13 protein-coding genes are annotated in these 14,776 nt (G+C 41.1%); 8 read left to right on the forward strand and 5 right to left on the reverse strand.

Annotated elements, in window-relative coordinates:
- Window position 1: 1 nt before the first annotated feature.
- The 3 genes from hisC to hisG are packed head-to-tail and all read right to left on the reverse strand — an operon-like array spanning window position 2 to window position 3,271.
- On the reverse strand, window positions 2-1,075 hold the full coding sequence (hisC, locus tag HG263_RS06460) for a histidinol-phosphate transaminase (RefSeq protein WP_171625257.1): 1,074 nt from the start codon (window positions 1,073-1,075) through the stop codon (window positions 2-4).
- On the reverse strand, window positions 1,068-2,366 hold the full coding sequence (gene hisD, locus HG263_RS06465; RefSeq protein ID WP_171625258.1) for a histidinol dehydrogenase: 1,299 nt from the start codon (window positions 2,364-2,366) through the stop codon (window positions 1,068-1,070). The genes hisC and hisD overlap by 8 nt, the downstream gene beginning before the upstream one ends.
- A gap of 5 nt (window positions 2,367-2,371) precedes the next feature.
- Entirely contained in the window at window positions 2,372-3,271 is a 900-nt protein-coding gene (gene hisG / locus HG263_RS06470; RefSeq protein ID WP_171625637.1) for an ATP phosphoribosyltransferase, read from the reverse strand.
- A gap of 329 nt (window positions 3,272-3,600) precedes the next feature.
- Between hisG and HG263_RS06475 the strand changes: the two genes are divergently transcribed.
- The 5 genes from HG263_RS06475 (at window position 3,601) to HG263_RS06495 (ending at window position 8,992) form a co-directional block, all read left to right on the forward strand.
- Window positions 3,601-3,837: a hypothetical protein gene (locus HG263_RS06475; RefSeq protein ID WP_171625259.1), complete on the forward strand. Its 237-nt coding sequence runs from the start codon at window positions 3,601-3,603 to the stop codon at window positions 3,835-3,837.
- Between the two features lie 81 nt (window positions 3,838-3,918).
- On the forward strand, window positions 3,919-5,829 hold the full coding sequence (gene yoaA, locus HG263_RS06480) for a DNA repair helicase YoaA (RefSeq protein ID WP_171625260.1): 1,911 nt from the start codon (window positions 3,919-3,921) through the stop codon (window positions 5,827-5,829).
- A 1-nt stretch (window position 5,830) separates the two neighbouring features.
- On the forward strand, window positions 5,831-6,517 hold the full coding sequence (tsaB, locus tag HG263_RS06485) for a tRNA (adenosine(37)-N6)-threonylcarbamoyltransferase complex dimerization subunit type 1 TsaB (RefSeq protein WP_171625261.1): 687 nt from the start codon (window positions 5,831-5,833) through the stop codon (window positions 6,515-6,517).
- Between the two features lie 40 nt (window positions 6,518-6,557).
- Window positions 6,558-6,851, forward strand: coding sequence for a hypothetical protein (locus HG263_RS06490; RefSeq protein WP_171625262.1), 294 nt, complete (start codon window positions 6,558-6,560; stop codon window positions 6,849-6,851).
- A gap of 92 nt (window positions 6,852-6,943) precedes the next feature.
- Window positions 6,944-8,992, forward strand: coding sequence for an EAL domain-containing protein (locus HG263_RS06495; RefSeq protein WP_216628376.1), 2,049 nt, complete (start codon window positions 6,944-6,946; stop codon window positions 8,990-8,992).
- 13 nt (window positions 8,993-9,005) lie between these two features.
- On the opposite strand, the gene HG263_RS06500 is transcribed toward HG263_RS06495, so the two are convergent.
- The gene (locus tag HG263_RS06500) at window positions 9,006-10,340 is read right to left on the reverse strand and encodes an alkaline phosphatase (protein WP_171625263.1); all 1,335 of its coding nucleotides are present in this window, start codon (window positions 10,338-10,340) and stop codon (window positions 9,006-9,008) included.
- 218 nt (window positions 10,341-10,558) lie between these two features.
- Here HG263_RS06500 and HG263_RS06505 point away from each other — a divergent pair, with 218 nt between their 5' ends.
- The 3 genes from HG263_RS06505 (at window position 10,559) to rnd (ending at window position 14,369) form a co-directional block, all read left to right on the forward strand.
- The gene (locus HG263_RS06505; RefSeq protein WP_171625264.1) at window positions 10,559-11,410 is read left to right on the forward strand and encodes an alpha/beta fold hydrolase; all 852 of its coding nucleotides are present in this window, start codon (window positions 10,559-10,561) and stop codon (window positions 11,408-11,410) included.
- A gap of 120 nt (window positions 11,411-11,530) precedes the next feature.
- Window positions 11,531-13,183: a long-chain-fatty-acid--CoA ligase FadD gene (gene fadD / locus HG263_RS06510; RefSeq protein WP_171625265.1), complete on the forward strand. Its 1,653-nt coding sequence runs from the start codon at window positions 11,531-11,533 to the stop codon at window positions 13,181-13,183.
- Between the two features lie 55 nt (window positions 13,184-13,238).
- Window positions 13,239-14,369, forward strand: coding sequence for a ribonuclease D (rnd, locus tag HG263_RS06515; protein WP_171625266.1), 1,131 nt, complete (start codon window positions 13,239-13,241; stop codon window positions 14,367-14,369).
- Window positions 14,370-14,505: 136 nt separating this feature from the next.
- Here the strand turns inward: rnd and minE are convergent, their stop codons facing one another.
- Window positions 14,506-14,775 carry a cell division topological specificity factor MinE gene (gene minE, locus HG263_RS06520; RefSeq protein WP_171625267.1) on the reverse strand — a complete coding sequence of 90 codons (270 nt, stop codon included), beginning with the start codon at window positions 14,773-14,775 and terminating at the stop codon, window positions 14,506-14,508.
- Between the last annotated feature and the right edge of the window lies 1 nt (window position 14,776).

Consider the following 14,776-nt stretch of genomic DNA (forward strand, 5'->3'; position numbering starts at 1 on the left):
TTTAAAGCTCGCTGCCAAGTGTTTCAAGCCACAGCTTCACTTGTTCTAGTTCTTGTTCATTACCGATTGATATTCTCAGCCAGTTATCTTGTCCGTACAGTGTAAAGGGACGCATGATAAGACCGCTTTTCATCGCTTTGTCTATATTGGCTTTATCTTTAAGTTGCGCGGTAACAAAATTGCCTTGTCCGTTTAAAACTTGGTTAACTGCGGGTGATGCTTCTAGCCATTGCAGCAATATTGCTTTGGCCCGGTTTAAAATAGTCACTTGTCTGCGCATTTGTGTAATTGCGTCACTTTGTAGTGCTTGTTCAGCTATTTGTGCAACAACTCGAGACACTGGGTAAGGGGCAATCACCTTGCGAATAGGCGCTAATACAGAGGGGTTGGTCAACATAAAACCTGTCCGCAATCCAGCCAAGGCAAAGGCTTTAGATAAGGTGCGTAATATCACGATATTAATAAAATCCTGTAATAGGGTCGTGGCGGTTTGTTGTGGACAAAACTCGATATAGGCTTCATCAACTACGACTAACGCTTTATTTTCTAGCGCTTTAGCAATAGCGGATATCTTATTTAGTGTCGTTAGGCTGCCAGTAGGGTTGTTGGGATTACAAATAAACACTAATTTACTATTACCAACTGCAGTAATAATTTGTTCAACACTGCCTTCAAGCAATAGCTCTTGCGTTAAGGCATTGATTGCCACATTGTGGCTATCTGCAGTTACTTTATACATGCCATATGTTGGCAAAAATAATGCGATGCTATCTTCACCACTTTTGCAGTAAGTACGTACTAGAAGCTCGATCCCTTCATCAGCACCTCGGGTCATCAGCACTTGTTCTGCGGTGAGTCCTGCATATTGAGCGTAAGCGTCGATGACGTTTTGGGGTTGTGGATCAGGGTAACGATTTAAGTCAGACAAACTCAATTCGAATGTCTTGGAATAAGGGCTTTCGTTGGCGTTCAGCCAAGTAGAGCCTGTGAGTTTCTGACTTTTTGCCGAGCTATAGGCAGCCAGCGCATTGATATTGTCTGGCAGAATATCTTTTGGAAATAATTGCTTAGTCATTTTTCATCGCCTCTAGACGAATTTTTACTGCATTGGCGTGCGCATCTAGCCCCTCAGCATCAGCTAACGGGAGTATTGCACGGCTTAAGTTTTTAAGGCCCTGTGGCGTAATGCTTTGCACAGTATAGGTGCGATAGAAGTCCAGTAAATTGAGACTTGAATATACTTTGGAGTATCCGTAGGTTGGTAACACGTGGTTAGTCCCAGACGCATAATCACCCGCAGATTCAGGTGTGTAATCCCCAACAAATACTGAGCCTGCATTTTTTACTTGCGGTAAATAAGGTGCCGCTTCTGCAAGTTGTAAAATTAAGTGCTCAGGCCCGTACTGCGCCGAAATCTCAAAAGCTAGCTCGATTGAATCAACCAATATGAGCGCGCTGTTGGCCATTGCTGCTTGCGCAATGTCACGTCGTGGTAGAACTTGTAGCTGTGCATCCAGCGCGCGCTGAGTTTGTTCAATAACTGATTCACTGTTACACAGTAAAATAACTTGTGAGTCGCAGCCGTGCTCAGCTTGAGACAGCAAGTCTGCTGCAATAAATTCTGGATTAGCACGCTCGTCGGCAATAATTAGTACTTCTGAAGGGCCTGCTGGCATATCAATCGCAAACCCGGTTTGAGATTGGCTCAACAGTTGTTTTGCCATGGTAACGTAGCTGTTTCCAGGGCCAAAAACTTTGTTTACTTTAGGCACACTTTGCGTGCCTATCGCCATCGCCGCAATTGCACCTGCACCACCACTTTCAACGACCTTACTAATACCGCATAGCTTCGCAGCGTATAAAATGGCTGGTGCTATGCAGTTGTCACCGTTAACAGGGGTGCATAAAACCACCGTTTTTGCGCCACTTAATTGCGCACAAACACCTTGCATTAATACTGAAGAAGGTAAAGGCGCACTGCCACCAGGAATGTATAACCCAATCGCATCGATAGCCTGGTATTTAAGCTCACACTCAACGCCTGGGCTGGTGGTTAATTTAATGTCTTTTGGTTGCTGTGCTTGGTGAAATGTTTTGACATTTGCATAAGCCTGTTCAATCGCTTCTTTAAGCTCCAAAGACAGCTGTTGTGCGCTGTTGTCGATTTCCTCTTGTGGTACAACCAAGCGCGGGTTGCTTCTTTTATCATATAATTCGGCGTACTTTAAGAGGGCTGCATCTCCTTCACAAGTAACTTCTTCTATGATTTGCTGTACGCTGTTTTGGATTGTTTTACTGGCCATAACCGCAGGGCGTGTCAGTAGCGCTTGCTGGGTTTTTGGGGATTCCTCATTCCAACGGATCACGGGGACTACTCCATCATCTTTTCAATTGGCATTACAAGAATTGAGTTAGCGCCTAACGCTTTTAACTCTTCCATTGTTTCCCAAAACAAGGTTTCTGTGCTGACCATGTGTAAAGCAACATAATCGTCGCTGCCTGCAAGCGCTAATAAAGTAGGCTGACCTGTGCCTGGTAGCAATTCGCAAATATCGTCTAGCTTGTCTTTTGGCGCGTGCAGCATGATGTATTTACTTTCTTTGGCTTGTCTCACACCTTTTAAGCGAGGCATCAGTTTGTCTATAAGCGCTAGTTTGTTGCTGTCAGTGAGGTTGGGATTTTGAATTAAGCAGGCATTGGACTCTAAAATGGTGTCGCCTTGCATTAAACCATTTGCCTCTAATGTAGCGCCTGTTGAAACAAGGTCGCAAATGGCATCAGCAAGTCCCGCACGCGGCGCTACTTCAACTGAACCTGTAAGCATTACTGCGCTGGCACTGATTTTTTCTCTTTGTAGATATTGCTTTAAGATTTCTGGATAAGTTGTAGCAATGCGCTTGCCCTCAAACCAAGATTTATCTTGCGGACCTAGCTCTTGAGGCCATGCTAGCGCAAGGCGGCAATAACCAAAATCTAGTTTAGAAAGTTTAATGACTTCTGCATTTTGGGTTCCGCCAGCGCGCTCAGCCTGTGCTTCGACCAATACATTTTCGCCAACAATGCCTAAGTCGCAAACGCCATCCATAACCAAACCAGGAATATCGTCATCTCGTACTCTTAACACGTCAATAGGCATATTGGTAGAGTGTGCAATAAGGCGTTGCTCACGAAGGTTGAGCTTTACCCCTAACTGCTTAAGTAAATTTTGGCAATCTTTTGATAAGCGGCCTGATTTTTGTATTGCGATTCTTAATCTATTGCTGTTCATAATCTATTTTCCTTACGTTTAAAAACAAAAAACCCCGAGGTGGAACCTCGGGGCGAAAATAAACTAGATTTTGTGCTGCTCGCCGGAGGTTCCTTTAAGGGAATAACCCACCAGCGAAATACCTGACAGGTTATCCCGTTGAATGATGGTGATGATGTACTGCTGTCAGTGTATTGAACATGGTTAACTCGTTAAATATTAGTTATGCTGTATTTGTATATCTAGAAAAACACAAAAAGGTAAAAGTGTGCAAGCACTTTTTGTTGATTTCTAAAGCATATCTTATAACTGCCGATAATATAGGTAGATTTTACAAGGTGAGGGCATTGATTATGGATGCACTAAAACCATTTCTAACTAATATTGTGAGGTTAGAAGTTGAACACAAACCACTGTTTTACATTGCAGGTGTAAAAGATGGGTTAGTGTCAAAAATTAAGTTACGTCGAGAGGTACTTGAGCAGCAACGTAAAAAGTTGCAAGAGCAAGAAATGGCTGAACAGAAAAAAAATGCCAACAGTAAAGAGCAAACAGAAGATGATGAGACACATTTAGATACATGGGCTTGATGCTATTTTACTAGGCAGTTTTCTTGCTCTGCTGTACTTTACTCATTACAATCAAGCCAAATTTTCTAACTAAGCTGTATCTTGTCTATTCAACATGTTTTTTCGCAGCAAGGGCCGCTTGCTCAGCACTTTAATGGCTACACACCAAGGCAGCCACAAATCGAGATGGCGCTCGCAATAGAGCAAACCATTGTCGATAATGGTCAATGTGTTGTTGAAGCTGGCACGGGTACAGGTAAAACGTTTGCCTATTTAGCTCCTTTGTTGCTAAGCAAACAAAAGTCGATTATCTCTACGGGTTCTAAAGCGCTGCAAGAGCAGCTTTATCACCGAGATTTACCTACCTTACAAAAAGCTTTGAAGGTAGGCAAAACCACTGCGTTGCTCAAAGGGCGTGCAAACTACTTATGCACCTACAGGTTATCACAGCATGTTGCACACGTACCTAGCGATGATCCTGATATCATGCACCAACTTGCTATGGTCGCTAAGTTTGCCACCGAAACAGACAGTGGTGATCTAGCGGATTGTGTGGGCATTGAAGAAGACGCCAAAGTTTTACCCTACGTAAACTCCACTGCCGACAATTGTTTAGGTAAGGATTGCCCAGACTTCCAAAGCTGTTACATCCGAAAAGCGCGTTTAAAAGCGATGGAAGCTGATCTTGTTGTGATCAATCACCACTTATTTTTTGCCGACATGGCAGTTAAAGATTCTGGGTTTGCTGAATTAATGCCAACGGCTGATAATTATGTGTTTGACGAAGCGCACCAGCTACCACAGATAGCCAGTGATTACTTTGGCGAATCATTTAGTACCAAGCAACTTGGCGACCTAATCAACGATATTCGGATCATTTACCGCTCAGATATACCTGATATGCTGCAACTTGGTAAAACGTTAAATAAGCTAGAAACCAGTGTTGCAGATTTAAGGATCTCCTTTGGCGTTGATGGTGGACGAGGAGATTGGCGCGCGGCTTTAGCGAATAAACAAGTCTGTGATGCGTTGCATCGAGTTATCAGCGATCTAGATTTTTTGTATCAAGTCCTAAAAACCTGTTTAGACCGTAGTGATAAAATTGAACATCCATTTGAGAGGGTACTGAAGTTTAAAGGGCAATTAGAGCGAGCATTTGACGTGTCGCAAACTGGTTTTAGCTATTGGTTTGAAACGACTCGGCGCTATATCTCTATTCACATAACACCTTTGGATGTGTCAGCTAAGTTTCAAGAGATTGTTGAAAAAACCAAAGCCAGTTTTGTGTTTACGTCAGCGACGTTATCAGTGGATGACTCTTTAGCGCATTTCAATGCCAGCCTTGGACTTAAGCCTACGCACCAAAGTATTGTGGCAAGCCCCTTTGATTATCAGCAACAAGCATTGTTATGTTTACCTCGCTATTTGCCTGAAAGTCGTGATGACTTGATGCCACATACGTTAGTCAAAATTGCAAAGCAACTTATTAGTGCGGCAAAAGGACGCACCTTTTTATTATTTACCAGCTATCGCGTTATGCACCTTGTTTTTGAAGGACTAAGTACTGCGTTGGAGTATCCAGTTTTTATGCAAGGACAGTCATCAAAACGCATTATTCTAGAGCAATTTGTTCGCCATGGTAATGCTGTGTTACTTGGTACTGCATCATTTTGGGAGGGCGTAGATGTACGCGGTGATGCGCTCAGTTGCGTTATGATTGATAAGTTGCCCTTTACCTCACCAGACGATCCGTTGTTACAAGCAAGAATGAACGATGCTGAAATGCAAGGTAATGAACCGTTTTCAACGATTCAGTTACCACAAGCAGTGATTAGCTTAAAGCAAGGCGTGGGGCGTTTAATTCGTGATAATTCGGATAAAGGAGTACTGGTTATTTGCGATAATCGTTTAGTTACGCGAAAATACGGACAAACATTTTTAAAAAGCTTACCAGCAATGAAGCGGACTCGTTGCTTGGAAACTGCCACTAAATTTCTTGAGAATATAAAATAGTATGAAACATAACTTGTTAGCAATTGACGCTTCAACAGAAGCGCTCAGTTTGGCGCTTTACTTTAATGGTCAAACCTATCGCCACTTCGAAGTCTGTCCGCAACAACATAGTCAAAAAATCCTCCCTGAGATTGAGCAGCTGCTAACACAAGCAAATTGTCAGTTAGCTGATTTAGATGGTATCGTTTTTGGACGAGGGCCTGGCAGTTTTACAGGGGTTAGAATTAGCGTTGCTATTGCTCAAGGCTTAGCGTTTTCTGCAAAATTGCGGCTTGTCGGTGTTTCTACGCTTGAAGCGATGGCGCTGCAAGCTGTGCACCAATTCAATGTGTCTGAGGTGCTAAGCGCAATAGACGCAAGAATGGGGGAAGTTTATCTTGCACATTATCAGGTATCCAGCGAAGGCTACTTAGCGCTTGTCGGTAACGAAATAGTCTGTGCACCAGAAGATGTGGCGTCTTTTGATAACCCAACAGTTGCGGTTGGCACTGCTTGGCAAGCTTATCCTGAGCTGGCTCAAAGTAATAACCTTGAAGTCAAAGATGCAATTACCTTACCTGATGCGTTTTATATGCTTGAGATAGGTGACAAAGCATTCAGTCAAGGTTTGTCAGTAGATGCGGCCCAAGCGCAGCCTCACTATGTAAGAGATACCGTTACTTGGAAAAAGTTGCCAGGTCGCGAATAATCTTATATTTTTATAAGAGTTAGTTATATCGGTGCAGACAATGAAAACACAGCTAATTGTACAAAGCCAACATACTTATCAGTTAAAGCCAGCTGTTAAAAAGGCCAATGCTGAGCAAACGTCTGCGCCACAAGCACCTGAAAATAAAAGTTTTATAAGAAGCTCTGAAAAAGGCATTGAGCTTGCCAAAAAGTTGCAAAGTGAATTCACCTCAACAATCTACGATCAGCCTAGTTATAACAACAGCAAAGCAATTAGTACCTACACAGCCATTAATAATCAAGAGCGTCGAGCAGAAGTTCAAAGCCTTATAGGGGTGAATGTGTTCGTTTGATGAATTGAAAAATATTCAATCATAATTCAGAGTGTTCTATTGGTGTTCTGGCTAAAACTCGGTATTGTTTAAAGAAAAAACCGAGTGTGTATTTGGCAACTTCAATACTTAATCAGTTTAATCGTTTCGCGGTAAAAATATCGGCCAACACAACGATATTGTCTTTGCGTGAAGGCTATATCGCTTTGATCCCCTTTTTTATCGTAGCCTCTCTTATAACGCTATTAAATCAATGGCTTGATATTGCAGCTCAAGGATTTGATCATCAATACCTTAATGACTTTAATCAACTGGTTTGGGGATTGTTTCCGTTACTGAGCTTAATTTCATTTTCTTATCATCTTGCCAAAAATCTGAAAGTTCACACTATCGCAGCCCCTATCTTAGTAGTGAGCTGTTTTACGGCCACAACTGGGTACATGTTTATTGACAATAACATGATCCACATAGACCAAACTCAAGGTGTTTTGTATTCGTTGTTCATGCCAATATTTTGTATTCACTTATTGTCGTATTTTGTTCAGGTAAAATGGTTCAGGATTGTTAATGTTAGTTCGATTAGTTTGTTTTTAAGAAAACATATCAACCTAATTTTTCCCTACTTAGCTGTTACTGCCACTACTTTGCTTTTATATCCGTTTGTTGACAATTCAGCCAACTGGCTATTCAATCACTTGTTAGCGTTTCAAGTTGAGCTGACGGATTTTGGTAAAGTATTTGTGCAATTGTTCAGTATCCACTTGTTGTGGTTTTTTGGTGTGCATGGCGACAATACTTATCACATTTTAGCACCAACTGACGTTGCCAATTACGTTGTTGGGGCGAACATAGCAAACTACCATTTTTTTAGTGCATTTGTGTTGTTAGGAGGTACGGGTTGTATATGGGCTATCATCATTGCCAGCTTCTTGATAAAAGGGGCTAAACACGAACAGCATATCGCAAAAATCTCCCTCCCTCTGGCTATTTTCAATATTAGTGAAGTGATGATTTACGCTTTACCAATTGTATTTAATCCTTACATGCTTATTCCCTTTTTGCTCGCGCCGATGCTCAATGCACTGTTGTCTTATTATGCGATATCATCTGGACTGTTAACGATGGCAGCTGAGCAAGCCGTACCGTGGTTTACACCCATATTTCTAAATGCGTGGCTTTTAACTAACAGTTACCTTGGTGTGTTTTTGCAAGTATTGTTAGTGGCATTAAATGTTGCGATTTATTATCCGTTTTTAAAAATGTATCGGCGCCATAGCGTATCAGGCAAAGCATTAGACATGCTGGTAAAGCGCTATTCTGCGGGCCGAAAAATAGAAGATAAAGCGGAAAGTATGTTTGCTATACATCATAGTGAACAGCAGCTCGAACACCATTGTTTAAAAGAAGTAACTGATGCGCTAAATCAAGGCTCATTAACTTTATACTATCAACCAAAAATGGACCTAAAAACTGGTGCTGTGATTGGGTTTGAAGCCCTACTAAGATTAAAAAGGGCAGCAGGCAAAGTCGAAGGGCCTTGGTTTTTAGAGACATTGGCTAAGCACAAGCTGCTTGATGTGATAGATAATTTTGTGATTGATCAACTTGAAGTTGACTTAGATAAATTTGCTCAGGCTGGTCTTAGTCCAAAGGTGAGTTTTAACATTTCGCCAGATAACTTATTAAACGGTGGCTACAAAAGGGTGGTCAAAGCATTTGCACGGTTTGAAGATCAAGTAGAAGTTGAACTGTTAGAATCAAGTTACATTGAGGATTTCGCTGCAACGATAGAGGTAGTAAACCTGCTTAAGCGCAGTCACATACGCTGTGCAATGGATGATTTTGGTACGGGTTATTCATGCTTGTCTGTTTTATCTAAACTCAATATTGATACCATTAAGCTAGATCGTAGTTTGCTACCAGACTCATCAAACAGTAAATCGGAAACTTTATATCGTCACCTTGCACAGCTATGTACTCAGCTTGGTTTTAACACAGTAGCAGAAGGTATAGAAACTGAAGCGGATGAAAAGGTGGTCAAATCAGCTAACATTCACTGTGTACAAGGCTTTTTGTATCATAAGGCAATGCCAATTGAAGCGGCAATAGAATTATTAGAAAAAAATATTGAGCAGTCTGAAGACTGCTCAATATCAATGTAGTTATGTGTTGTAGTTACTTTTTGATAAATGAAATTAACTTGTCTGCAATTGCGGTGTTGTTTTGTGAACCAATAAACTGCTCAGCGCCTTTACCGTAAGCAAATACTTGTACATCAACAGCAGTGTGTCCGCCTGTTGTCCAACCTGTAAAGCTCGCATCACTTATTATTGATCTAATCGCCTTTGCCAGTGCTTTATCACCTTGAGATTTAGCCTGTTCGAGTAGTAATTTAGTTTGTTTATCAAACGGTAAAGCCGTTGATTTGGTCCAAACCTCTTCTAAGTTATCTGACTCGAGCATTTTCAAAGTCATGCTTTGTACAGATGCTTTTATCCCTTTTACAACGTCTCTTTCCCAGCGATATTGGCCGTTGGAACCAAGAGTAAGTCCACCGGTGGAGTGATCTGCTGTGATCACCAGTATTGTATCAGGGTTATTGTCAATATATTGCTTGGCAACTTTGATAGAGTTGGCAAAGTCGTTCATTTCAGCCATCGCACAGGCGATGTCGTTAGCATGGCCACACCAGTCAATTTGACTGCCTTCAATCATCACGAAAAAGCCTTTGTCGTTTTCTTTATCCAAAAGAGACAATGCTTTTTTAGTCATTTTTTCTAAACGGTTAGGGTTCTCATCTATGGCAAACGGTAAACCTACAGGCGCAAACAACCCGAGGGCTGGCAATGAAGTGAGTGTGTCCATGGTATTTAAGTTATCACTATAGCTATAGCCTGCGCTCTTAAACTCGTCGACGATATTTCTATCTTCTCGAACAAAGTATTTGGTACCACCACCGAGCATTAAATCAACGGGCAATTTTCCGGAGATTTTGTTATCAATATAGTCATTAGCAATTTCATCGTAATTGCGACGTGACTCGTTGTGTGCAGCAAAGCTTGCAGGTGTAGCATGATTGATTTGTGATGTGGCAATCAATGCAGTCGTCATGCCTTTTTGCTTAGCTATTTCAAGCATGGTTTTTAGTGGTTTTTTATGTGTATCTACTGCAATTGCGCCATTGTAACTTTTGGTGCCAGTGCTCAGGGCTGTAGCGCCAGCAGCACTGTCGGTGACTACCGTATCGTCATCAGGGTAGGTATGCGCCATGCCAACTAAAATAGAATCAAATACGGTTGCTTCAACCACTTTTGTGTCTTTATTATCCATAAAATAACGATAGGCGGTTGTATAAGCTGGACCCATTCCATCACCAATCATATAAATCACGTTTTTTGGTGTAGGCTCAGCTGTCGCGTGAGCGCTAAAAATGCAGGCTGCAAGAGTGCTTGCAACCAAAGTTTTTGTGAATAAAACGTTTTTCTTCAGTAAACTAAGAGGTTTATTCATTATTTATGTCCTTAGATTTCCCATGTGTTTTTTTGCAAAATACTACTTATCGTAAACAAACCTGAAAGTCTGTTAAGACTACAACCCAGTTGCAGTCAGTGGCAGTAACGCTTGCCTTGATATTAAAGGGTATATAATCGAGCTTATAATTACTCTTATGATAACGTAGGATAATAAAATAATTATCAATAATAACCTATGAGATTTATGTGACTACAATGAAAAACGCGATAGATGCCCTGAAAAAGCAAGGAATAGCCACTCAAACATTTGGCGATGGAAAAGAAGTTGTCATCTGTGTTCACGGCTGGCTTGATAACAGCAATAGCTTTAAACCTATGTTATCTAGCATTGACGCGAAATATACTTATATTGCTATAGATTTAATGGGTCATGGTCAATCGCAATGGCGCTCAGCTGACGCTCACTATTATTTTGTAGATTACGTATACGATTTATTAAATATTATTGACCAATTGCAGGTGCCCAGCTGTCATTTAGTTGGGCATTCACTTGGTGCGATGGTATGTGGTTTGTTCAGTGCTTTATATCCTGAGCGTGTTAATAGCTTAGTCATGATTGAAGGCATTGGGCTGGTTTGTACTGAGCCTGATGATATACATCAGCAAATGAAAGCCGCCTTTGAGCAAAGAAAAACAACAGATAAATTTAAAAAACGGCTGTATTCCAGCTTTGATGCGCTTAGCACGGCAAGAAGTCAAGTTGGGGATATCACAAAAGAAGATGCTGCTTTGCTAATGAGCAGAAACACTCAAAAAGTAGAGGGCGGTTTTTACCTAACTACCGATCCTAGGCTAAAAACGCAATCTGGCTTTCGGTTTTCTCAGGCTCAGGCGTTGGCAGTATTAAATGATATTGATGTACACAGTTTGCTGGTAATAGGTACAAAGGGGTATGATTTTGTTAAGCAAAACCTTTCAATATTTAAAAATAACTTCAATAACTTAGAGGTAAAGGAAATCTCGGGAGGTCATCATTGTCATATGGATAACCCGCAGCAATGCATTACATTGATTGAACAACACATGAATAGAAATACCCTAACCTAATTGTATATTTCCAATAAATATGGGAATATCCTCGGATTAGAGTATTTGCTCAATTGTTAAAGCGCCTTATATCTATTAAGGTTAAGTATCAAAAAAATAACTAAAACACAGGAGCTAAGAGTGGAAAAAATCTGGCTAAAGCGCTACCCAGAAGGTATGCCTGAAACGATTGATCCAGAACATTACAACTCGTTGCTTGAATTGTTTGACAAAAGTTTTACTGAATATGCGTCTCTTCCTGCTTACACAAATATGGGAAAGACCTTAACTTATAAACAAGTTGATGAAAAAACCAAAGCCATTGCAAGCTATCTTCAAAATACCCTGAAGCTTGGCAAGGGTGATAAAGTAGCCGTTATGATGCCTAATTTATTGCAAACACCATTAGCAATTTTAGGTATTTTGCGTGCAGGGTGTATTGTGGTCAATGTGAACCCACTTTATACAGTTAGAGAGCTTGAGCATCAGCTTAATGACTCTGAAACTAAAGCAATTTTCATCTTAGCTAACTTTGCACAAACACTACAAAAAGCATTGCCGAAAACTCAGGTTAAACACATTGTGTTGACTGAAATCGGTGACATGATGGGGGGCGTTAAAAAACACCTAGTTAATCTGGTAGTGAAGCATATCAAAAAAATGGTGCCGGCCTTTTCATTGCCTAACCCAATCGCCTTTAAAAAGGTGGTTGGTGCAAACCCCAATGACTATGTTGCACCAGATGTAAATTTAAGTGATTTAGCGTTCTTGCAATACACTGGAGGTACAACGGGTGTATCAAAAGGTGCCATGCTGACTCACGGCAATATGGTTGGCAACTTAGAGCAAGTATCGGGTTGTTTGGATAAAGTGTTAGACAAAGGCCAAGAGATCGTCATTACTGCGTTGCCGCTGTACCATATTTTTGCATTAACCGCGAACTGCTTAACCTTTATGAAGTATGGTGGTCATAATATTTTGATCACTAATCCACGTGATATGCCTGCGTTTGTAAAAGAGTTATCTAAATATCCATTTACGGCTATTACAGGGGTAAATACGCTATTTAACGGCCTGTTAAATACGTCTGGGTTCGCTGAACTAGACTTTTCTCACTTAAAAATGTCTCTAGGTGGTGGTATGGCAGTACAGCGTCCTGTTGCAGAGCGCTGGCAAAAAGTCACTAGGAGCAAGCTAATGGAAGGCTATGGGCTTACTGAATGTGCTCCACTAGTAACCATTTGTCCTTATGACTTAGACGGTTATAATGGCTCTATAGGTTTACCAGCACCAAGTACCGATCTAAAAATTATTTTAGAAAACGGTGAAGAAGCACCAAAGGGTGAAGCTGGCGAATTGTGTGTGAAAGGTCCACAGGTTATGGCTGGTTACTACAACCGTCCTGATGCTACTGCCGAGTGTTTAAAAGATGGCTGGTTTGCGACAGGTGACATTGCCACATACGACGATGAAGGCTTCTTTTATATCGTTGACCGTAAAAAAGATATGATTATTGTATCTGGCTTTAATGTGTTCCCGAACGAAGTAGAGGAAGTTGTTGCAATGCATGAAGGTGTACTTGAAGTAGCAGCTGTAGGTGTACCTCACGAAGTAAGTGGTGAACAAGTTAAAGTATTTGTCGTTAAAAAAGACCCTTCTTTAACGGAAAAGGATATAATCAAGCATTGTCGTGATAATCTGACTAATTATAAGGTCCCCAAATTGGTTGAGTTCAGAGATGAGCTGCCAAAAACCAACGTAGGGAAAATCTTACGCAGAGCCTTAAAAGAATAAAGAATCGCCGGCATTAGCCGGCTTTTTTTTAGCAAGAATATGTCTAGGAGACGCAGTGCAGTACCAAGTTATTCAATCCCAAAACGAGCTTAATGAATTTGTAGCAAAGATATCAGATGCGCAGGTGGTGGCGTTAGACACCGAATTTATGCGTCGTCGTACCTTGTACCCTGAAGTTGCATTGATCCAAGTGTTTGCAGCAAATCATCTAGCTTTGATTGACCCACTTTTGGAGCTAGACTTGGCACCGTTTTGGGCTGTTTTACAAGATCCTAAAGTACTCAAAGTGCTGCATTCTCCTTCCGAAGATATTGAAGTATTTCAAAAGTTTGCAGGCTTTGTACCCAGTCCAATGTTCGATACTCAGTTTGCTTTGCAGGTACTCGGAGAGGGTAACTGTGTGGGGTTTGCTAACATGGTAAAAACCATATTAGCAGTTGAAATAGACAAAAGTGAGTCAAGAACAAATTGGCTTCAAAGACCATTAACGCAAAAGCAATTGGACTACGCTGCCTCTGATGTTTTCTATTTAATGCCGTGCTTTGAACACATTTTTACGCTAATCAAAGAACGCAACTTGGTTGATATCGTCATCAGCGAAAGCGAGCTGATAGCTGCTAAACGCGCCTTTGTCGTGCCAGATGAACAAGTGTATTTAGATATAAAAAATGCATGGCAGCTAAAACCTCGAGACTTAGCGGTGTTAAAAGAGCTCGCAGCTTGGCGACGCGCCAAAGCACACAAGAAAAATCTCGCGTTAAGCTTTATTCTCAAAGAACATAATATGGTCGAAGTAGCAAAACGCAGACCTACATCATTAAATAGCCTGCGTAATGTGCCGGGCATTGAAGCGATGGAAGTGAACCGCTCTGGAAAAGAGATCCTTGCCTGCGTAGAAAAGGGTAATGCTGTTGGCGAACCACAATGCCCGAAAAAACTCTTGAGGCTGATTGATTACCCTGAGTATAAAAAAGCGGCAAAGCAACTTACATCGTACATTAAGCAAATAGCGCAAGACAATGGCATTCCAGCCGATGTATTGGCATCGAAAAAGCAAATAAATCAATTGATAAGTTGGAATTGGAAAAAAACCGCTGAGGAGCGCGCGTCTTTACTTAAACCTGATTTACTTCAACCTTGGCGTTATGAACTGGTTAAAGATACGCTACAAGAGTGGGATGTTTAGTAATTAGCTAAAGACGATATTTGTATGTTTGGTTATGCTAGAAAAGCGTTGGTTCGTTGCGTTTTTAAATAATTTCTACCTACTGATTATCATGCCAAGCATGCTCAGTAGGTAGACTTTATTGGATTTCATCTAGCTATTTAGACTCTCTGTCATCGTCAGGAAGCGTGACATTCAACTCTAATACTGCTAAATCGTCTTCGTTTTGCTCAAATTGCACATTGACTGCATCTGAGTCTACTTTTACATATTTACGGATCACATCCAAAATATCTTGCTTAAGTTGTGGCAAATAATCGGGTGTGCCGCGTTTTGAGCGTTCATGCGCAACAATTATCTGCAAGCGCTCTTTTGCAAGCGATGCGCTGCTTTTTTTCTCTGAGCGAAAATAGTCAAGTAACGACACG

It is taken from the genome of Pseudoalteromonas caenipelagi (assembly GCF_013140855.1).
GTDB classification, from domain to species: domain Bacteria; phylum Pseudomonadota; class Gammaproteobacteria; order Enterobacterales; family Alteromonadaceae; genus Pseudoalteromonas; species Pseudoalteromonas caenipelagi.

Coding starts and splice junctions, on each gene's coding strand:
- hisC (WP_171625257.1), bottom strand. CDS start 1,075: ATGACTAAGCAATTATTTCCAAAAGATATTCTGCCAGACAATATCAAT.
- HG263_RS06475 (WP_171625259.1), top strand. CDS start 3,601: ATGGATGCACTAAAACCATTTCTAACTAATATTGTGAGGTTAGAAGTT.
- tsaB (WP_171625261.1), top strand. CDS start 5,831: ATGAAACATAACTTGTTAGCAATTGACGCTTCAACAGAAGCGCTCAGT.
- HG263_RS06490 (WP_171625262.1), top strand. CDS start 6,558: ATGAAAACACAGCTAATTGTACAAAGCCAACATACTTATCAGTTAAAG.
- HG263_RS06500 (WP_171625263.1), bottom strand. CDS start 10,340: ATGAATAAACCTCTTAGTTTACTGAAGAAAAACGTTTTATTCACAAAA.
- HG263_RS06505 (WP_171625264.1), top strand. CDS start 10,559: ATGAAAAACGCGATAGATGCCCTGAAAAAGCAAGGAATAGCCACTCAA.